Raw genomic sequence first — 18,730 nt, 5'->3', positions numbered from 1 at the left:
AAGACTCGAAATGAATGGCGATGTACAGCAGGGTGGCCTGGTTGGCGAACAGCAGCGCCGGCAGCAACCAGGCCAGCATCACCAGAGCTCCCTGATGCAGGGCAATCAGCGCCAGGACCAGCGCTACCCCCAGATACAGATCGATGATGATCTGTCGCCCCCAGTACAGACGAGCGATGCCGCGAACGCTCTTGAAGAGGTTCTCGCGGCGACTGCAGTGGATCGAGTAGCCGACAAATGCCAGCCAGGCCGCCCACACAAGCGCCTTCGCCACGCCCACTGCGCCGGCGAACACAAACATCTGGGCATGGCCCTGCAGGCCGAGGGCAAGCGCGACGAAGACGGCGAACAGCCCCCAGGAAACCAGGCTCTTGGACATCACTGACACTCCTCGCTGGGGCGCCCCGGCAGGGCGCCCATGGGGTTCAATGCAGTTGCATCAGTGCATCGCGGCTGAACGGCAGAATGTCCTGCTCACGCCCCTCACGCACCTTCAGCGCCCAGTCCGGGTCGACCAGCAGCGCGCGGCCCACGGCGACCAGGTCGAACTCTTCCTTGTTCAGGCGCTCGAGCAGATTCTCGATGCTGGCAGGCTCGGCCACCTTGTCGGTCTTGACCATGAACTGCAGAAACTCGCCATCCAGGCCGACACTGCCGACGGTGATGGTCGGCTTGCCGGTGAGCTTGCGCGTCCAGCCGGCGAGGTTGAGGTCGCTGCCCTCGAATTCCGGCTCCCAGAAACGGCGGGTCGAGCAGTGGAAGATGTCCACGCCGGCCTCGGACAGCGGCTTGAGGAAGGCTTCCAGCTGCTCCGGGGTCTGTACCAGACGCGCGCTGTAGTCCTGCTGCTTCCACTGCGAGAAGCGCAGGATGATCGGGAAGTCCGGGCCGACCGCCGCGCGCACCGCCTGGATCAGCTCGATGGCGAAACGCGAACGGGCCGCCAGGTCACCGCCGTACTGATCGCTGCGCTGGTTGCTGCCTTCCCAGAAGAACTGGTCGATCAGGTAGCCGTGGGCGCCGTGGATCTCCACGCCGTCCATGCCGATGGCCTTGGCGTCGCGTGCGGCCTGGGCGAAGGCGGCGATCACCTCATCGATATCGGCCTGGGTCATGCCGTGCACCACCACCTGACCGTCCTTGAGTTTTTCCATCGGGCCATAACCGGGCACGCTGGCATCCGGCTCGGTGCCCAGGCGGCGCACGTTACCCACGTGCCACAGCTGCGGAACGATCTTGCCGCCTTCGGCATGCACCGCATCGACCACCTGCTTCCAGCCGGCCAGGGCATCTTCGCCATGGAAACGCGGTACGTTCGGGTAGCCGTTGGCGGCCGTGTGCCCGACCGTGGTGCCTTCGGTGATGATCAGGCCCACGCCCGCCGCCGCACGACGGCGGTAGTACTCGACGACCTTGGCATTGGGGACGCCACCCGGCGAGAAGGAACGGGTCATGGGCGCCATGACCACACGGGTCGGCAGCTCCAGGTTGCCGAGGCGGAAGGGGGCGAACAGGGCTTGTACGGGGGCGCTCATCATCTTTCCTCTGGGTTGAACGGTGATCAGGCCTGCAGCAAACGCTCCAGGCGGTTAATGAAGGCTTCCAGCGGCTGCAGGTTGCGACCCACCTTGAGGCGGGCGAGCACGCCCTGCCAAGCATCGCTGATGAAAGTGGCGAGATTGCCGCAGTCCTCGGTGGCCGGCAGTTCACCGGCGGCCTGCGCCTGCTCCAGGCAGTCGCGCAGGATGTCCACCGAGGCCTGCTGGATCGCCTCCACCTCGGCGCCGATGGCCGGCAGCATCTCGCTCATCTCGAAACTCAGGCTGCCGATGAAGCAGTGATATTGCGGCGTGTCCTGGCGGGCGAAGTGCGCCAGCAGGTCGCGGTAGTAGGCCAGGATGCGCGCCCGCGGGCTCAGCGCGGCATTGCTCAACGCCTGGGCGTAACGCTCCAGACGCGGGCGATAGATGAAGGCCAGCGCCTGCAGGGCGAAGTCTTCCTTGCTGGCGAAGTAGTGATAGAAGCTGCCCTTGGGAATGCCGGCAGCCTGGACGATTTCCAGCACGCCGGTGCCGTGATAGCCGCGCCGGGTCATCACCGCCGAGCCCTTGCTCAGGATCAGGTCACGCTTGTCGAGTCGAATGCTGTTCATGGCGCCGAGCATATGACCGGTCGTCTCGCTCGGCACAGCACTATTGATGAGAGTGATTAAGGACCAAAACACACGAGACGGATGCCCGCACCTAAAGGCAGGTGCGGGCTCTGCTCGCGAAGCCTTTGGGTTACAGGGCTCGCGAACGGAGCTCGTTCCACTGGATCAAGGCAGCAGCTGCCTCAGGACTGCAGCCAGACCAGCGAGGCGAAGCGCCCGGTACGCGGGCTGCGGCGATAGGAGTAGAAACGCGGATCGTTGTAGGTGCAGAACCCGCCACCGCTGACCGCAGTCACGCCGATGGCGGCCAGACGAATGCGCGCCAGCTGGTAGATATCGGCCATGAACTTGCCGGCCTTGGCGCCGGGCAGGAAGGCGCCGGCCGCCTCGGCATGCTGGTGCACGAAGGCTTCGCGCACCTCGCTACCCACTTCGAAGGCGGCCGGGCCGATGGCCGGGCCAAGCCACACCAGCAGCTCCTGCGGCGCCACGTCCAGCGTCTTCACGGTCGCCTCCAGCACGCCACTGGCCAACCCGCGCCAGCCGGCATGGGCTGCCGCCACGCGGGTGCCGGCACGGTCGCAGAACAATGCTGGCAGGCAGTCGGCGGTCATCGCCGTGCAGGCGATGCCGGGTGTGGCCGTCCAGTTGCCATCGGCCTCGATGACCACAGCCGGGTCGGCCTCGGCCACCACGACGCCATGCACCTGACGCAGCCAGGCCGGCTGGCAACCGAGGGCCTCGACCAGCTGCGCGCGGTTGGCCGCGACGGCTGCTGGATCGTCATCGACGTGATCGCCCAGGTTGAAGGTATCGAACGGCGCCGCGCTGACACCGCCACTGCGGGTGGTGACGCAGGCACGCACGTTGGCCGGCGCGGGCCAGTCGGGCGTCAGCCAGTCATGCACGCTCACCCGACGAAGGCCTCGCGATCCTGACGCAGCAGGGTCAGCAGCCAGACCAGATCATCCGGCAGCGGCGATTCCCACTTCATGCGCTTGCCGGTGGCCGGATGGTCCAGCTCGAGGAAGCGCGCATGCAGGGCCTGGCGTGGAAACTCCTTGAGACTCTGCACCAGGCTCTGGCTGGCCGCCGGCGGAATGCGGAAGCGCCCGGCATACACCGGGTCGCCCACCAGCGGATAGCCGACGTGGCTCATGTGCACGCGAATCTGATGGGTGCGCCCGGTTTCCAGCTTGACCCGTACATGGGTGTGCGAGCGGTAGCGTTCCAGCACGCGGTAGTGACTGATCGCCGGCTTGCCGCCATCGGTCACGGCCATGCGCTGACGCTGGCTGGAGCTGCGGCCGATCGGCGCATCAATGGTGCCGCCGGCGGTGATCACGCCGATGCAGATGCATTCGTAGATGCGGCTGACGCTACGCTTCTGCAGCTGCTCGACCAGGTTGGTCTGCGCCTGCAGGGTCTTGGCCACCACCATCAGGCCGGTGGTGTCCTTGTCCAGACGATGCACGATGCCGGCGCGCGGCACATTGATGATGTCCGGCACGTGATGCAGCAGGGCGTTGAGCAAGGTGCCATCGGCATGCCCGGCAGCTGGGTGGACGACCAGGCCTGCCGGCTTGTCGATCACCAGCAGGTGCTCGTCCTCGTAGACGATGTTCAGCTCGATGTCCTGCGCCACCCACTCGCCCTGCGCTTCCTGCTCGGCATCGAGCACCAGGGTCGAGCCGGCATGCACGGTGTCACGCGGGCGCGCCACGGCACCGTCGACGGTCAGGCGACCGTCCTTGATCCAGGTGGAAAGGCGCGAGCGCGAAAACTCGCCAAACAGCTGCGCAGCCACTTGGTCGAGGCGCTGACCGCCCTGTTCGAAGGGGACGATGGCCTGGAGTTGGATCAATTGTTTGTCTATGGAAGTCATCTTCAAAACCAGTTCAAGGTCTGCTGCGCGTCGGCCCTGCTGCGTTAAAAACAGGCTCGAAAAGTCGCTTGCGGCTAACGCACTTCAGTGCGGCCCCGAAGGGGCGAGCGAAGCGAGTCATGCTCATTTACAGCTCGTAAACTACGCGTCCTAGCCTGTTTTTGCCTTGCATTGCTCTAGCTCGCGAAACTTTGAACAGGCTCTTGGGCAAGGGCGGGAGCCCGGCCTTTGGTTTCGGCGTCAGGCTTGTGGTTAAATACGGCGTCTTTGCCCCAGGGGGTTCCAGGGGGCGCTCATCATAACAGGACGGCCGCGCGGCCGTCACAGGGACGCAAGCCGCCATGCAAGTGAAACACCTGCTGCTGATCGCCATCCTCGCCCTCACCGCCGCCTGCTCCTCGAAGCAGCCGGAGGTCGACGAAAACCTGAGCGAGGTGGAGCTGTACCGGCAGGCCCAGGCCGACCTGGACAACCGCAGCTATACCCAGGCCATCGCCAAGCTCAAGGCGCTGGAGTCGCGCTACCCCTTCGGCCGTTACGCCGAGCAGGCGCAGCTCGAGCTGATCTACGCCTACTACAAGAACGTCGAGCCGGAAGCCGCCAAGTCCTCGGCCGAGCGTTTCATTCGTCTGCACCCGCAGCATGCCAACGTCGACTACGCCTATTACCTCAAGGGCCTGGCCTCCTTCGACCAGGACCGCGGCCTGCTGGCGCGCTTCCTGCCGCTGGACATGACCAAGCGTGACCCGGGCGCCGCCCGCGACTCCTACAACGAGTTCGCTCAGCTCACCAGCCGCTACCCGACCAGCCGTTACGCCCCGGACGCCAAGCAGCGCATGATCTACCTGCGCAACCTGCTGGCTGCCTACGAGGTCCATGTCGGTCACTACTACCTCAAGCGTCAGGCCTATGTCGCCGCCGCCAACCGCGGTCGCTACGTGGTGGAGAACTTCCAGGAAACCCCCGCCGTGGGCGACGGCCTGGCGATCATGACCGAAGCCTATCAGCGCCTGGCCCTGAACGATCTGGCCGCCACCAGCCTGGAAACCCTCAAGCTCAACTACCCGGATCACCCAAGCCTGGAGAACGGCCAGTTCGTGCCGCGCGAGGAAGAAGCCGACGGCCGCTCCTGGCTGGCCAAGGCCACCCTCGGCCTGATCGAAACCGACACGCCGCTGCCGCCGGGTGAAACCCGCGCCAGCCAGGACGTGATCCGCCAGTACGAGGACGCCGAGCAGCAGATCCCGGCCGAACTGCAGCAGGACGCCAAGACCGGCGAAACCGCCAAGAAGCGTTCGATCTGGAGCTACCTGACCTTCGGCCTGTTCGACTGACCGACGCGTCGCAGCGAAAAGGGAGGCCACGGCCTCCCTTTTTTGTCGCCCCCATTCCCAGCCGGTCCTGGTCAGGCGACGCCGAACGCCCTTCCACACCCGCTTTCGCCGCGCGGAAACAGCTCACAGCCTGCCATCAGCCCCCTGTGCCGATGGTCACAGCTTGGCTAAACTGCCGGCTTCAACCGGATAACAGATAAAAGGGCACACCATGGGCCTGTTCCGCCTGCTGTTCTGGGTCGCCGTGATCTTCGCCGCGATCTGGATCTGGCGCCGCTTCATCGGCCAACCCAAGCGCCCTCGCCCAAGCGAGGACAAGCACACCGCGGCCCCCATGGTGCGTTGCGCCCATTGCGGCGTGCATGTGCCGCAAAGCCAGGCACTGAGCCAGGACCAGCGCTGGTACTGCAGCCAGGCTCACCTCGAACAGGGCCCACACACCGGTGATCGCTGACGCCAGCACCCTCGGCAGCACGCCAGGCCGACGCATCCTCAGGCTCTATCACTTCTATCGCCTGAGCATCGGTCTGGCGCTGATCCTGCTGATCTCCAGCAATCTCGACGAGCAGTTGCTCGATGTCGTGCATATCGACCTGTTCCGCAGCGGCAGCTGGGCCTACCTGATCCTGAACATCTTCATCGCCGTGCTGGTGCAGAAACCCAAGCATCTGATGCAGCTGTTCAGCCTGGCGCTGGTGGATGTGATCTTTCTCTCCGCGCTGTTCTACGCGGCAGGAGGCACTCCCAGCGGCATCGGCAACCTGCTGGTGGTGGCCGTGGCCATCGCCAACATCCTGCTGCGCGGCCGTATCGGCCTGCTGATCGCCGCCATTGCCGCGATGGCGCTGATCTATCTGACCTTCTATCTCAGCCTCAGCCGCCCCGCTGCTGCCGCCCAATACGTTCAGGCGGGCGCGCTGGGTGCGCTGTGCTTCGCCGGCGCACTGTTCATTCAGGGCATCACTCGCCGCCTGCAGGTCAGCGAAAGCCTCGCCGAACAGCGCGCCGCCGATGTGGCCAATCTGGAAGAGCTCAATGCCCAGATCCTGCAGCGCATGCGTACCGGCATCCTGGTGCTGGACACCCAGCACCGCGTGCTACTGGCCAACCAGGGCGCCACCCAGTTGCTGGGGCGCGGCGAGCTGGCCGGCAAGATCATCGACCCGCACTGCCCGGAACTGGTGAAACGCCTGCAGCAGTGGCTACACAACCCCACCCTGCGCCCCGACAGCCTGCAGGCTCAGGTGGACGGCCCGGTGCTGCAGCCCAGCTTCATTTCCCTGCAACGCGGCGACGAGCAGCACACCCTGGTGTTTCTCGACGACATCTCGCAGATCGCCCAGCAGGCTCAGCAGCTCAAGCTCGCCTCGCTCGGCCGACTGACCGCCGGCATCGCCCACGAGATCCGCAACCCGCTGGGCGCCATCAGCCACGCCGCCCAGCTGCTGCAGGAGTCGGAGGATCTGCAGGGGCCGGACCAGCGTCTGGCGCAGATCATCCAGGATCACTCCAAACGCATGAATCTGGTGATCGAGAACGTGCTGCAACTGTCGCGCAGACGCCAGGCCGAACCGCAGTTGCTCGACCTGAAATACTGGCTGCACCGCTTCGCCAGCGAGTTTCGCAGCTCCGCACCGGCTGATCGGCAGATCCATCTGGAGACCCAGGGCGGCAGCCTGCAGACACGCATGGACCCACACCAGCTGACCCAGGTGCTGACCAATCTGGTGCAGAACGGCCTGCGCTATAGTGCCAAGCAGCACAGGATCGGCCAGGTCTGGCTACGCCTGTTCCGGGACCCAAGCAGCGACCTGCCGGTGCTGGAAATCCTCGACGACGGCCCAGGCGTGCCGCCCGAGCAGGAGCAGCACATCTTCGAGCCCTTCTACACCACCGAGAACAAGGGCACCGGCCTCGGCCTGTATATTTCCCGCGAGCTGTGCCAGGGCAACCAGGCGCGTCTCGACTACAAACCACGCGAAGGGGGCGGCAGCTGCTTCCGCATCACCTTTGCCCATCCGCGCAAACTGAGCTGACCATGACCCGCCAGAGAGCCTTGATCGTCGACGACGAACCGGACATCCGCGAACTGCTGGAAATCACCCTCGGCCGGATGAAGCTGGACACGCGCAGCGCACGCAACGTCAAGGAAGCGCGCGAATGGCTGGCCCGCGAGCCGTTCGACCTGTGCCTGACCGACATGCGCCTGCCCGACGGCACAGGCCTCGACCTGGTGCAACACATCCAACAGCGCCACCCGCAGGTACCGGTGGCAATGATCACCGCCTACGGCAGCCTGGATACCGCGATCAATGCGCTCAAGGCCGGCGCCTTCGATTTCGTCACCAAGCCGGTGGACCTCGGCCGCCTGCGCGAGCTGGTCGCCACGGCCCTGCGCATCCGCTCCCCCGAGGGCGAAGGCGCTCCGGTGGACAACCGCCTGCTCGGCGACTCGCCGCCGATGAAGGCACTGCGCAAGCAGATCCAGAAGCTCGCCCGCAGCCAGGCGCCGGTGTATATCAGCGGCGAGTCCGGCAGCGGCAAGGAACTGGTGGCGCGTCTGATCCACGAGCAGGGCCCGCGCGCCGAACAGCCGTTCGTCCCGGTCAACTGCGGCGCCATCCCTTCGGAGCTGATGGAGAGCGAGTTCTTCGGCCACAAGAAAGGCAGCTTCACCGGGGCCATCGAGGACAAGCAGGGCCTGTTCCAGGCTGCCAACGGCGGCACCCTGTTCCTCGACGAAGTGGCCGACCTGCCGCTGCCGATGCAGGTCAAGCTGCTGCGCGCCATTCAGGAAAAGGCCGTACGCGCCGTCGGTGGTCAGCAGGAAGTGGTGGTCGATGTGCGCATCCTCTGCGCCACCCACAAGGATTTGGCCGCCGAGGTGGCCGCCGGGCGCTTCCGCCAGGACCTCTACTACCGCCTCAACGTCATCGAACTGCGCGTGCCACCGCTGCGCGAACGCCGCGAGGACATCGCCCAACTGGCCGAGGTCATGCTCGCCCGCCTGGCCGAGGGTAGCGGTCTGAGCGCCGCCAAGCTGCAGCCCGAAGCGCTGGAGAAACTGAAGAACTATCGCTTCCCGGGCAACGTGCGCGAGCTGGAGAACATGCTCGAACGCGCCTACACCCTGTGCGAGGACGACCAGATCAGCCCCGCCGACCTACGCCTGGCCGATGCGAGCGGCCCCAGCGGCGAAACCGGCGAGGCCAGCCTGGCGCTGATCGACAATCTGGAAGACTATCTCGAAGGCATCGAACGCAAACTTATCATGCAGGCGCTCGAAGAAACCCGTTGGAACCGCACGGCGGCGGCCCAGCGCCTGGGCCTGACCTTCCGCTCGATGCGCTATCGATTGAAGAAGCTGGGGATCGACTAAGCAGCGCCCCTACCGTGGGCCTGCATGCGGAGGGTGCGCCACGCGCGCACCTTCCGCCCACTCAGCCCAACCGCCCCGCTGGCGCATAGGGCGCCGGATCGATGATCGGCTCGCGCCCAAGCAGCAGGTCGGTCAGCAACCGGCAGGACGCAGGTGCAAGCACCAGGCCGTTGCGAAAGTGCCCGCAGTTGAGCCACAAGCCCGGATGCGAAGGCACCTCCCCGATAAAGGGAATGCCCTGCGGTGAGCCCGGCCGCAATCCCGCCCAGTGCCCCACCACCTCGGCATCCTTCAGCGCCGGCAGCAGCTCTTCGGCGGAAGCCTTGAGGCTCTCCAGCGCGCCATCGGTCGGCGTCTTGTCGAAGCCGGCGTACTCCAGCGTACTGCCGATCAGGATATGCCCATCTCGCCGCGGAATCGCATAACGTCCCCTGGCCAGCACCATGCTCGGCAGAAAATTCTCGGCGCACTTGTAGAGGATCATCTGCCCCTTCACCGGCTCGACCGGCAACTCCAGGCCAAGCGTCCTGAGCATCTCGCCACTCCAGGCACCGGCTGCCAGCACCACGCGCTCGGCACGCACCTCGCCATCGCTGGTGATTACACCGCGAATCTGCCCATCCTCCTGAATGAACCCGGTGACCGGACAATGCTCACGCAGCTCCACGTTGGGCATGGCAGCCAACGCCGCCCTCAGCGCCTTGACCAGCCGCGGGTTGCGCACGTTGGCCACATCCGGCATATGAATGGCGCGGGTAAAACCTTCACCCAGTACCGGCACCTGCTCATGCACGCTGGCCATGTCGATGCCACGCAAAACCCGCCCCTCACGCGCCGCCCAAGCCAGCGCCTCGGCCTCGTCATCGAGATCCAGCCAATATAACCCGGTGACATGCACCTGGGGATCGACGCCAGTGTCTTCCCACATCTGCCGCGCAAAACCGGGATAGAAATCCTGCGACCAATGCGCCAACGCCGTCACCGCCGCGCTGTAGCGCCACGGATAGAGCGGCGAAACAATGCCACCGCCGGCCCAGGAGGATTCGCTGCCTGTGCCTCGCGCCTCGAGCAGCACAAGCTGTTGCCCTGCCTCTGCCAACAGCAAGGCAGAAAGCATTCCCAGTGCTCCGCCTCCCACTACCACCACCTGTGCGGGACTTTTCATCTATCGATCCTAGGCTAATCTTCGCATTCATGAATAACCGACTGGCAAGGATGCTGGATAATGTCTCGGAAAATCTATGGCCGTACGCTTCTTGAGCTGATAAGCACGCTCGCTATGCTGTTGGTATTGATCAGCATCGCACTGCCCAACCTGCGGCAGCAAATTGAGAACAATGAGCGAACGCAAGCCGTTAATCAGTTGCTTTCCTTGCTTCATCACACGCGCAGCAATGCGGTGTATACCCGCCGCGTCGTCACTTTATGTCAAGGCGAAAGCCGCTGCTCGGAGTCCACCATTTGGCGCGGCACACTCTTGATATTCGTAGACCACAACGCTAACGGACAACGGGATATAGGCGATGAGCTGCTCTATCAAACGCAGATTGCTGAAGGCCTTTCCTGGCACTGGAACCGCAACAAGTCTCATATCCAGTTCGAAGCAGACGGCACCACCCGAGCCCTGAACGGAACCTTCACTCTCTGCAAGAGGGGCGCTCCGCAACGCCAAGTGGTCATCGCGCTTTCAGGGCGGGTTCGCAATCAGCCACCCGCGCGTGGAGCCTACTGCTGAGCCACAGCGTGACACGCCTCACAGCACCTGGCGGCGCAGAGTCAATTCATCTGCCAAAACGCCCGCCCGTCTGGCTTGAACGGAGTCTGAAAACACTTGGTGGCTAAATTAGCATCGTGTCTTTGGGCTTATCGCTGGCGGAGTGGTTATGGAATCAAGCAGAGGATTCACGCTGATTGAGCTGATGGTAGTGATTGCCCTCATCGCAATTGTCTCGAGCATCGCTGTACCCAGCTATCAGGCAATGATGGAAAGCGGCCGAGAAACTTCCGCCCGAAACAGCCTGCTAGGCGCTTTACAACTGGCACGCAGCGAAGCGATTGCCAGACGCGCCTCAGTCAGCGTGACCACCACCGGGTCCACTTGGATAGTGAGTGACGGTAGCGAGGACATTCGGGTGGTATCCATACCTACTGGTGTGACCGCGAGCAATGTAGCTGTCACCTTCCAAGCCAATGGCCGTCCCCAAACCACAGCGAGCATCAACGTGGGAGGACGCAATATAGAGATCAATACAATAGGCCGCGCAAGCTTGACGAGCAGTACATCCAACAACACACCCCAGAGTTCGGAGGGAACCGAATGAGAGCCATAAACCGCCATGAGGGAAAAGCTTTTACTCTGATCGAGGTGATGGTGGCCGTAGTGATACTTGCTATCGGTCTGCTCGGCATGGGCACATTGATGATGCAGAGTCTTCAGTCGAGCGAAAGCGCTTACTCCCGCAGCCAAGCGACGTTGCTGGCATATGACATCATTGACCGTATGCGCGCCAACAAGGTCACCAGCAATAGTGCCTACACCTCTTTTACCGTCACTCACGCATCACAAAGCACTGATTACAACTACTCGTATTCCTCAGCAAACTGCCCCGCTGGTGGAAACGCGGCAGCTACAGGCTCACCCAAAGCTACGGCAGATCTTTCAGAATGGTGCGTACAAGTCCGCAGCAGTTTACCGAATGTCCAAACAGCGAGTGTGGAGCGCCAAAGCGGCTCCGTATACCGCGTCACCATCGAATGGCAAGAGGCAAACGCAGAGAATAGTGATCTGATAGTAGAGGCAGAACTATGAATCGCACACAGAAAGGGCTTTCACTAGTCGAACTCATGGTTGCCATCGTGATCAGTTCGTTATTGATCCTTGGTGTCACTGAAATTTTCAGCCGCAGCTTTTTTGCCGACCGCGACAACACCGAACTCACTTTTATGCAGGAAAGTGGTCGATTGGCTCTGGAAATAATTGGACAAGATGCTCGGAGAGCGGGCTATCAGGGCTGTGTAGCATCAGATACCGTCACCACCTTTTCGCCGGACAACACATCGCTTCCCGACGCGGCAGTCACGACCGCAGGTACAAACAGCCTGACTTTTCGTTACGCAACTCCTGGTACTGGTTGCGGCACTACAGCACTCGCCTTTGAACCGCCAATTACTTATACAAACGCCAACAGCGGTATACGTCGTAATGGAGATCCCATTCTAGACAACGCAAGCATGGCCTTTACCTTCCTTCCAGGCAACGATCCTCTCACAGCCAAGGCCATTCATATTCAGATCACGGTTTCTGACTCTAGGACGACAGGCACACTTTTAAATCCTCGGACTTTTAGCGCCACTTACGAACTTAGGAATCGTCTGCAATGAATACTCGCCAGCAAGGGATGGTTCTGCTCGTCAGCCTGGTGTTACTGCTGATGCTCACAATTATTGCCATTACTGCAGCTTCACAATCCAACCTGCAGTTGCGTATTTCCTCCAACAATCAACAGCAAAACGTTGCATTTCAGGCTGCCGAAAGTGGCTTGCAACGTTGGGCTAATCAGTACTTCCAACCGGGCAGTGGCTGGCACCCCAACGCCATCGGTAACTTGAACGCTTCCGGGGCCATCACCTATGAAGCTGCCCCGCTGGCTGACACAAGCACGCAAATTCCAATTCTGGAGGGTAGTGGAATGTCTCAAGGGCTCTACGTCATTCGTTTCGACGTTGTGAGCACCGGACAGGCCTGCGACAACGATGGCAATTGCGGTGCCACCGCAACTCATCGCCAAGGTCTGCAGAACCGTTATATCCCCTAAGCCCTATTTGAATGTTGCATTGCCTGTTCATCAGGCACGAGGACCACACCATGAAGCGCCTAATTCAACTGCGCACCCTGCTCTCCTCCGCTGTAACCAGTACGCTGATTCTCAGCGCGGCATTCAGCCATGCCGACGACACCGAAGTCTTTTTTGGCGGACCGGCTATTGACGACAGCGTCAAACCCAATGTCCTGTTCATTCTCGACAATTCCGGCTCGATGAACTGGCGCTTGGACAGCAACAACACGGCTACGGGCTCCCAGCAGTCGCGTATGATGGTGCTGAAGGACGCCTTCAGCGACATCATGAGCAACACCAGTAACATCAACGTTGGCGTAATGGTACTCAACCCCCGAGCCGCCTATGGTAATACTCGCTACGTATACCCAGTCGAATATATTGATAAGGAACTAGGCGGCGATGTAGAGCTGGTCGCCGGCGTACCAAATATTAGGCAGAGTTCGGATGATGCGACGCAGGCCATCTCGCCGCTTGGTAGCGCGGTGGTCGACAACCCGAACCTCATCATGGGCGTCATCGACACCACCCAGCCTCTGCCCAATCAGGCAAGCTCCATTCTTGGCACTACCGGCAGTTTTTTTCGCCTGACCAGCGGCGGTACTGAATATGCCTGCCGTCTGAGCCCACCCTCGCGCCCTGGCAATGCAGTGTGCACCAACAGCACCATGACTGATTTGAACCTACGCCGTAGCCTAGGCACTATGGCCTTGTTTCATTTCCAAGGGCTCAATATCCCGGCCAATGCAACGATCACGAATGCTTACATCGAGATCACCCCTACCAACAGCCCTGCAGCGGCAAGACGCAATCCGCTTATCAATGTGCAGTTGCAGAACAATAAAACACCCGCGCCGCTTAACGACAGCAACCCTGTGGGGACTCGGACCTACCAGACTGCGGCCAATATTCAGGCTAACGGATGGATTTCCGGTAATCGCGTTGCAATCGATATCACTTCACAGTTCAATACATTGAAGAGCGCGGCGCCAAACGGTGATCCGGTACAAGGCATGTTTGTCCGCCTGACTAACACCAGCACTTCAAACGAGAATGCACAGGATTACACGTTCTGCGCCAATAACTGCTCAACTGGCAACGCTCCGTCACTAGTCGTCAACTACACCGTAGAAGGTCTTGCCCCTGAATCGCGAATGGGCGCTCTGCGCTTTCAAGATGTGAGCATCCCTCAAGGTGCCACGGTCACTTCCGCACGTATCGACTTCTTTCCCTCAGCAGCTAATAACACTCCGGTGACCTTCGAAGTCCGGGCGGAACGCACTGGTGATGCCAGCACCTTCACCAATGGTAGCAACCTGCAAACTCGAGCCAAGACCACGGCCGTAAGCACATGGACACCGGCCCCCTGGACTAGCCAAGCCACCCCTGAGCCGATACCAGGCCCCGATGTCACTGCCTTGGTGCAGGAAGTGGTGAACCTCGGCAGTTGGTGTGGTAACAACTCTATGGCGTTCCATATCACCCCAACGGCAGGCACCGGTTCACGCAGCGCCCATAGCTTTGACGGCGCAGGAGGCCTCCAGCCTGTGCTTACGCTTAGCTATACCGGCGGAAAGGACGGCTGCTTCAATCCGATTATTGAGGCTCGCGTCACCACCAATGCCAACGACGGCTATCAGAACAATAGTGGCACCGTCACGCTCAACCAGAACAGCTTGCCACTGAGCCGCAACCAACTGGGCATTCGCTTCGAGAATCTTCCGATCGCGCGCGGCACCAGCGTTATGAAAGCCGAGGTGGTGATGACACCATCTAGTACGGTGACCTCCCCTAACCAAGTTAGTCGTATCAGTTTCCAGAACAGCGCAACAGCCACCGCCTTTCAAGCTACTAGTAATAACCTAAGCAATCGCACCACACGGACATCCGAGAGCGACTGCAATATTAACAGCGGCACCGGCTGGGTATCGGGACAACCGGTCACCTGCGATATCAGCAGCCTCAACGGCGCGCTGACAAGTATCTTCGCCAACTCAGCTTGGGATCGCGGTAACGCATTGAACATGTTTGTCCGCCACACCACCGATACTTCCCTGCAAGCTGTGGCGTTCGAAGACAATCCGGGACAGTCGATCAAACTGAGACTTAAACTCAGTTCCGGCGGCCTGGTAACTACTGTGCGCAGCCACGTGAATGCTTTAGTACAGAACATGACAGCCGCAGACGGCACACCAATCGTCCCTACCTATTTAGATGCCGTGCGCTACATGCGCAACGAAGTCAGCGGGCGACCATCGCCTATCGACAGCGCATGCCAAGCCAACCACATCGTGCTGTTAACCGATGGCCAAGCCAATAACAATACGACAGCAGCCAAGAACGCCATCGCATCCCTCACAGGCCTCAGTTGCTCCAACGACGCCAGCGACGACGGCGAGCGCTGTGCACGCACCCTTGCTCGTTGGATCACTGAGAATGATCAATCCAGCTTGGAAGGCAATCATTACATCACCACCCATACAGTCGGCTTCGCACTAGATGCCAGTGGCACTACCGCCAGCAACCAAATCAAGACCTTCCTGCGTGAGGTCGCCAGCAATGGCGGGGGCTCCTTCAGCACCGCCGAGAATGCTGGTGAACTAAGTGATGCTTTCAACCGGATCATTCAGGAGGTGCTAGCCACTGACACCACTTTCGTCAGCGCCACCGCACCAGCCAATACCTTCAACCGCCAAGACAACAAGGATGAACTCTATTTCTCCCTGTTCAGGCCTTCGGAGACTGATCGCTGGCCTGGCAACCTGAAACGCTATCGAATGGCAACTGCTAATGGTGCAGCTTTCATCGTGGATGCCGATGGTATCCCTGCCATTGACGCAAATACCGGTTTTTTCCGCAGTGACTCGCGAAGCTTCTGGTCCGCTGACCGCGACGGAGGCAGCATAGTGTTGGGCGGTGCCGCATCTCGCTTGCCGGCCAGTGGCAGTCGCTTGCTGCTGACGAACGTCACTCCTAACTCCAATGCCCTCACCGCTATCGCAACAGGCAACACGGCTCTTACCGCAGATAAATTTGGCGCAGCAAATGCGGATGAACGCAGTGAGCTAATTAGCTATATCCGCGGCCTTGATCCAGCGACAAATAATGAGCGCCGTGCGTTGGGCGACCCTCTACATGCCACGCCTAGCTTGGTGACTTACGCCTGCAATACCTACGACAGTAGTCGCCGTTGCACCAACGAGGACCAAGGAGTAGTCATCGGCAGCAACGAAGGTTTCATTCAGTTGTTCGATACCAGCAATGGCGTGGAACGATTCGCCTTTATGCCAGAGCCGCTGCTTGCCAACGTCCGACAGCTGCGTCTAGATGCCAAGTCGACGACGTTGAAACCGCGCCGTTACGGCATGGATAACACCGTTGTGGTGTGGGCCAATGATGTCAATGGCAACGGGGTGATTTACGGGGGGGTTAACCCAGCAGATCGTTCTGGCCCGCTGCTGACCGGTCTTAATCCCAATGAATTCGTTTACGCCTACGCCACCATGGGCCGTGGCGGCCGTGACATCTATGCACTGGACATTACCAATCGAAACTCACCACAGCTGCTATGGAAAATCCAAGGCGGAGTCACCGCAGGCTTTGAGCAACTGGGGCAAACTTGGTCGGCACCGGTACGCACAAAGATTCAGGTTGGTTCCACGATCAAGGACGTACTGATCTTTGGCGGCGGTTACGACCCGAATCAGGACAACGTCAGTGAACGTACCGTCGATACCATGGGTAACGCTGTCTATATCGTAGATGCAGTAACTGGCGCAAAAATCTGGTCAGCCAGTAGCGCGGCCGGGCATGACGCTACGCTCAGTCGCATGCGTTACAGCATCCCCAGCAGAGTATCGGTTATCGGACTACGTCCCGATGCCAACGGCAACGCGGTGATCGACTCACAAGGCCTAGCCGGACAGTTCTTCGTTGGCGATATGGGGGGCCAAATCTGGCGCTTCCATATTAACAACGGCTCGAGTGGGGCAAGCTTGGTCAGCCCAGCAGGTAGCGGAGGCAACGGTGTATTTGCTGATGTGGGAGGCGCTGGAACCGCCGCTGCGCGACGGTTCTACCATGAGGCAGAGCTTGCCCTGCTCAACGTTGGCAATACCAGAGTCCTTACCGTGAACATTGGGAGTGGCTATCGCGGTCATCCGCTGGATAAAAATATTCAAGATCGCTTCTACTCTTTCCGCACCGACAAACTCATAAAGGGCACTGCCAGCGAGAGCACTTTCACCGAGGGAAACCTCTATGATGCGACCGCTAATCTAGCGCAAACAGGTAACGCCACTGAGAAAGCAGCTGCCGAACAGCAATTCAGCAGCACCAACGGTGGGTGGTATATCCGCCTAACAGCACAAGGTGAGAAAGTGCTGTCCCGTCCCTTGGTAGCCGACGGAATGGTGTTGTTCAGCACCTACGAGCCACGCTCGAATTCCAATTCCTGCAAGGCGTCACTAGGTATCAGCCGTGCTTATACCGTCATGCTGAAAAATGCTGCCGCCATTTCCACCACCAGATATGTAGAGACCAACGCGACCAGCCTGCCGTCCAATCCGCAGATTTACTGCGCCGGCAATGCGTGCTGGGTGTATCACGATCCATCGCAACTTGTTCCGACCCCTACTGGTGGCAATAACCCGCCTGACGCTTGCGCTACAAGTGCGAACCCAGAGAAATGCCGCTGCGACAACAACCCTCAGTGTATTTGGATGCCCGTAACGCCCCGGCTGTACTGGATCGACGAGGAATAAGGACAGATGATGAAACGAGAAAAAGGCTTTACGCTAATAGAGGTGATGATCGCGGTTGTGATCATCGCCATCTTGGCAGCCATTGCTATTCCAAACTATACGGCCTACCTGGAGCGAGCCGCCTGCGAAGATGGCAAGTCTCTGCTAATGCAAGCGGCTGCCAATGCCGAGCGTCGCCGGGCACAAAATGCTGGCAGCTACGCGGGATTTAATAACCTCCCTGCAAATACAAGCGAGTTCTCTATTGCTGTAGACAATGTCACGGCCAATGCCTACACACTCACAGCTACAGCGACAGGACGGCTTGCAGCAGGAACACTGACGCTAACGGCAGCAAATGCTAGAGGAGGCACTCTCGCGGCTCGATGCAACTGGTGATACATCCAAATAAGAAGCCGGCTTTCGCCGGCTTCTTTATAAAACGATGAGTTGCGTCAAATTGACCTGACCCGCAACTCCCTCGGCATCGAGAACGTAATGTTCTCCGGCCGTCCCTCCAGCTCGGTCTCCCCCGCCGCACCCCACGCGCGCAATTGCTCTACTACCCCACGCACCAGCACCTCAGGCGCCGAGGCACCTGCGGTGATGCCGATACCCTTCACGCCGTCGAACCATTCGTGCTTGAGGTCTTCGGCGCCGTCGATCAGGTAGGCTGGGGTACCCATGCGCTCGGCCAGCTCGCGCAGGCGGTTGGAGTTGGAGCTGTTGGGGCTGCCGACGACCAGCAGCACGTCGCACTCGCTGGCCAGTTGTTTGACCGCATCCTGACGGTTTTGTGTGGCATAGCAGATGTCGTCCTTGCGGGGGCCGCCGATGGCCGGGAACTTGGCGCGCAGGGCGTCGATCACCTTGCTGGTGTCGTCCATGGACAGGGTGGTCTGGGTGACGAACGCCAGGTTCTCGGGGTTGCGCACCTGCAGCTCGGCGACATCCGCCTCGTCTTCCACCAGGTAGATGGCGCCGCCGTTGCTGGCGTCGTACTGGCCCATGGTGCCTTCGACTTCCGGGTGACCTTCGTGGCCGATCAGGATGCACTCACGACCCTCACGGCTGTAGCGCACCACTTCCATATGCACCTTGGTCACCAGCGGGCAGGTGGCGTCGAATACCTTGAGGCCCCGCCGTGCCGCCTCGTCGCGCACGGCCTTGGACACGCCATGAGCACTGAAGATGACGATGACGTCGTCCGGCACCTGATCCAGCTCTTCGACGAATACCGCGCCGCGCGCGCGCAGGTCCTCGACCACGAACTTGTTGTGCACCACTTCATGGCGCACGTAGATCGGCGGGCCGAACACTTCCAGCGCACGGTTGACGATTTCGATGGCGCGATCGACGCCGGCGCAGAAGCCACGGGGATTGGCGAGTTTGATATGCATGC

General features: G+C 60.8%; 18 protein-coding genes. 11 read left to right on the top strand and 7 right to left on the bottom strand.

The genetic code is table 11. From position 1 onward, the window contains the following. The 5 genes from N7333_RS17480 to rluD all read right to left on the bottom strand — a co-directional run. Window positions 1–379: hypothetical protein (locus N7333_RS17480; protein ID WP_279859164.1), on the bottom strand; the 379-nt coding region annotated here is incomplete at its 3' end. A gap of 46 nt (window positions 380–425) precedes the next feature. Further along, window positions 426–1,535 (bottom strand): NADH:flavin oxidoreductase, encoded by a 1,110-nt coding sequence (locus N7333_RS17475; RefSeq protein WP_011921060.1) that lies wholly within the window; start codon window positions 1,533–1,535, stop codon window positions 426–428. Between the two features lie 26 nt (window positions 1,536–1,561). After that, window positions 1,562–2,152, bottom strand: coding sequence for a TetR/AcrR family transcriptional regulator (locus tag N7333_RS17470; protein ID WP_232531463.1), 591 nt, complete (start codon window positions 2,150–2,152; stop codon window positions 1,562–1,564). Between the two features lie 182 nt (window positions 2,153–2,334). Beyond that, complete coding sequence (gene pgeF, locus N7333_RS17465; RefSeq protein ID WP_129483973.1) at window positions 2,335–3,060, bottom strand: peptidoglycan editing factor PgeF; 726 nt, start codon at window positions 3,058–3,060, stop codon at window positions 2,335–2,337. Window positions 3,061–3,062: 2 nt separating this feature from the next. Next, a complete protein-coding gene (gene rluD / locus N7333_RS17460; RefSeq protein WP_011921057.1) occupies window positions 3,063–4,037 on the bottom strand; it encodes a 23S rRNA pseudouridine(1911/1915/1917) synthase RluD in 975 nt (324 codons plus the stop codon). Window positions 4,038–4,378: 341 nt separating this feature from the next. Between rluD and N7333_RS17455 the strand changes: the two genes are divergently transcribed. The 4 genes from N7333_RS17455 (at window position 4,379) to N7333_RS17440 (ending at window position 8,750) form a co-directional block, all read left to right on the top strand. After that, window positions 4,379–5,371 (top strand): outer membrane protein assembly factor BamD, encoded by a 993-nt coding sequence (locus tag N7333_RS17455; protein WP_003243069.1) that lies wholly within the window; start codon window positions 4,379–4,381, stop codon window positions 5,369–5,371. A 211-nt stretch (window positions 5,372–5,582) separates the two neighbouring features. Beyond that, complete coding sequence (locus N7333_RS17450; protein WP_129483944.1) at window positions 5,583–5,825, top strand: PP0621 family protein; 243 nt, start codon at window positions 5,583–5,585, stop codon at window positions 5,823–5,825. Beyond that, window positions 5,815–7,407, top strand: a complete 1,593-nt coding sequence (locus N7333_RS17445; protein WP_003243065.1) for an ATP-binding protein — start codon at window positions 5,815–5,817, stop codon at window positions 7,405–7,407. The genes N7333_RS17450 and N7333_RS17445 overlap by 11 nt, the downstream gene beginning before the upstream one ends. 2 nt (window positions 7,408–7,409) lie before the next feature. Beyond that, entirely contained in the window at window positions 7,410–8,750 is a 1,341-nt protein-coding gene (locus N7333_RS17440; RefSeq protein ID WP_129483943.1) for a sigma-54 dependent transcriptional regulator, read from the top strand. A 61-nt stretch (window positions 8,751–8,811) separates the two neighbouring features. On the opposite strand, the gene thiO is transcribed toward N7333_RS17440, so the two are convergent. Continuing rightward, window positions 8,812–9,915, bottom strand: a complete 1,104-nt coding sequence (gene thiO / locus N7333_RS17435; protein ID WP_129483942.1) for a glycine oxidase ThiO — start codon at window positions 9,913–9,915, stop codon at window positions 8,812–8,814. Window positions 9,916–9,975: 60 nt separating this feature from the next. On the opposite strand from thiO, the gene N7333_RS17430 reads away from it, so the two are divergent. The 7 genes from N7333_RS17430 (at window position 9,976) to N7333_RS17400 (ending at window position 17,727) form a co-directional block, all read left to right on the top strand. Further along, the gene (locus tag N7333_RS17430) at window positions 9,976–10,485 is read left to right on the top strand and encodes a GspH/FimT family pseudopilin (protein ID WP_129483941.1); all 510 of its coding nucleotides are present in this window, start codon (window positions 9,976–9,978) and stop codon (window positions 10,483–10,485) included. Window positions 10,486–10,633: 148 nt separating this feature from the next. After that, a complete protein-coding gene (locus N7333_RS17425) occupies window positions 10,634–11,071 on the top strand; it encodes a GspH/FimT family pseudopilin (RefSeq protein ID WP_129483940.1) in 438 nt (145 codons plus the stop codon). Beyond that, window positions 11,068–11,559: a type IV pilus modification protein PilV gene (gene pilV / locus N7333_RS17420; protein ID WP_129483939.1), complete on the top strand. Its 492-nt coding sequence runs from the start codon at window positions 11,068–11,070 to the stop codon at window positions 11,557–11,559. The genes N7333_RS17425 and pilV overlap by 4 nt, the downstream gene beginning before the upstream one ends. Next, entirely contained in the window at window positions 11,556–12,131 is a 576-nt protein-coding gene (locus tag N7333_RS17415; protein ID WP_129483938.1) for a prepilin-type N-terminal cleavage/methylation domain-containing protein, read from the top strand. Before pilV ends, N7333_RS17415 begins: the two co-directional genes overlap by 4 nt. Then, the gene (locus N7333_RS17410) at window positions 12,128–12,565 is read left to right on the top strand and encodes a PilX N-terminal domain-containing pilus assembly protein (RefSeq protein ID WP_129483937.1); all 438 of its coding nucleotides are present in this window, start codon (window positions 12,128–12,130) and stop codon (window positions 12,563–12,565) included. Before N7333_RS17415 ends, N7333_RS17410 begins: the two co-directional genes overlap by 4 nt. 50 nt (window positions 12,566–12,615) lie before the next feature. Then, window positions 12,616–17,349 (top strand): pilus assembly protein PilY, encoded by a 4,734-nt coding sequence (locus tag N7333_RS17405; protein ID WP_129483936.1) that lies wholly within the window; start codon window positions 12,616–12,618, stop codon window positions 17,347–17,349. 6 nt (window positions 17,350–17,355) lie between these two features. Next, complete coding sequence (locus N7333_RS17400) at window positions 17,356–17,727, top strand: prepilin-type N-terminal cleavage/methylation domain-containing protein (RefSeq protein ID WP_129483935.1); 372 nt, start codon at window positions 17,356–17,358, stop codon at window positions 17,725–17,727. Window positions 17,728–17,783: 56 nt separating this feature from the next. Here the strand turns inward: N7333_RS17400 and ispH are convergent, their stop codons facing one another. Beyond that, on the bottom strand, window positions 17,784–18,728 hold the full coding sequence (gene ispH / locus N7333_RS17395) for a 4-hydroxy-3-methylbut-2-enyl diphosphate reductase (RefSeq protein WP_129483934.1): 945 nt from the start codon (window positions 18,726–18,728) through the stop codon (window positions 17,784–17,786). Window positions 18,729–18,730: the final 2 nt, after the last annotated feature.

Source organism: Pseudomonas sp. GD04158 (assembly GCF_029834875.1).
Classification (GTDB): Bacteria; Pseudomonadota; Gammaproteobacteria; order Pseudomonadales; family Pseudomonadaceae; genus Aquipseudomonas; species Aquipseudomonas hydrolytica.
Note: the sequence above shows the minus strand (reverse complement) of the source record. Positions and strands in the feature narration are given on the sequence as shown.

What these genes read in the sequence shown, in the direction of transcription:
- N7333_RS17425 (WP_129483940.1), top strand. Translation starts at nt 10,634, where the DNA reads ATGGAATCAAGCAGAGGATTCACGCTGATTGAGCTGATGGTAGTGATT.
- N7333_RS17430 (WP_129483941.1), top strand. Translation starts at nt 9,976, where the DNA reads ATGTCTCGGAAAATCTATGGCCGTACGCTTCTTGAGCTGATAAGCACG.
- N7333_RS17470 (WP_232531463.1), bottom strand. Translation starts at nt 2,152, where the DNA reads ATGAACAGCATTCGACTCGACAAGCGTGACCTGATCCTGAGCAAGGGC.
- N7333_RS17415 (WP_129483938.1), top strand. Translation starts at nt 11,556, where the DNA reads ATGAATCGCACACAGAAAGGGCTTTCACTAGTCGAACTCATGGTTGCC.
- N7333_RS17410 (WP_129483937.1), top strand. Translation starts at nt 12,128, where the DNA reads ATGAATACTCGCCAGCAAGGGATGGTTCTGCTCGTCAGCCTGGTGTTA.
- N7333_RS17450 (WP_129483944.1), top strand. Translation starts at nt 5,583, where the DNA reads ATGGGCCTGTTCCGCCTGCTGTTCTGGGTCGCCGTGATCTTCGCCGCG.
- N7333_RS17440 (WP_129483943.1), top strand. Translation starts at nt 7,410, where the DNA reads ATGACCCGCCAGAGAGCCTTGATCGTCGACGACGAACCGGACATCCGC.
- N7333_RS17475 (WP_011921060.1), bottom strand. Translation starts at nt 1,535, where the DNA reads ATGAGCGCCCCCGTACAAGCCCTGTTCGCCCCCTTCCGCCTCGGCAAC.
- thiO (WP_129483942.1), bottom strand. Translation starts at nt 9,915, where the DNA reads ATGAAAAGTCCCGCACAGGTGGTGGTAGTGGGAGGCGGAGCACTGGGA.
- N7333_RS17455 (WP_003243069.1), top strand. Translation starts at nt 4,379, where the DNA reads ATGCAAGTGAAACACCTGCTGCTGATCGCCATCCTCGCCCTCACCGCC.
- ispH (WP_129483934.1), bottom strand. Translation starts at nt 18,728, where the DNA reads ATGCATATCAAACTCGCCAATCCCCGTGGCTTCTGCGCCGGCGTCGAT.
- pilV (WP_129483939.1), top strand. Translation starts at nt 11,068, where the DNA reads ATGAGAGCCATAAACCGCCATGAGGGAAAAGCTTTTACTCTGATCGAG.
- N7333_RS17405 (WP_129483936.1), top strand. Translation starts at nt 12,616, where the DNA reads ATGAAGCGCCTAATTCAACTGCGCACCCTGCTCTCCTCCGCTGTAACC.
- rluD (WP_011921057.1), bottom strand. Translation starts at nt 4,037, where the DNA reads ATGACTTCCATAGACAAACAATTGATCCAACTCCAGGCCATCGTCCCC.
- N7333_RS17400 (WP_129483935.1), top strand. Translation starts at nt 17,356, where the DNA reads ATGATGAAACGAGAAAAAGGCTTTACGCTAATAGAGGTGATGATCGCG.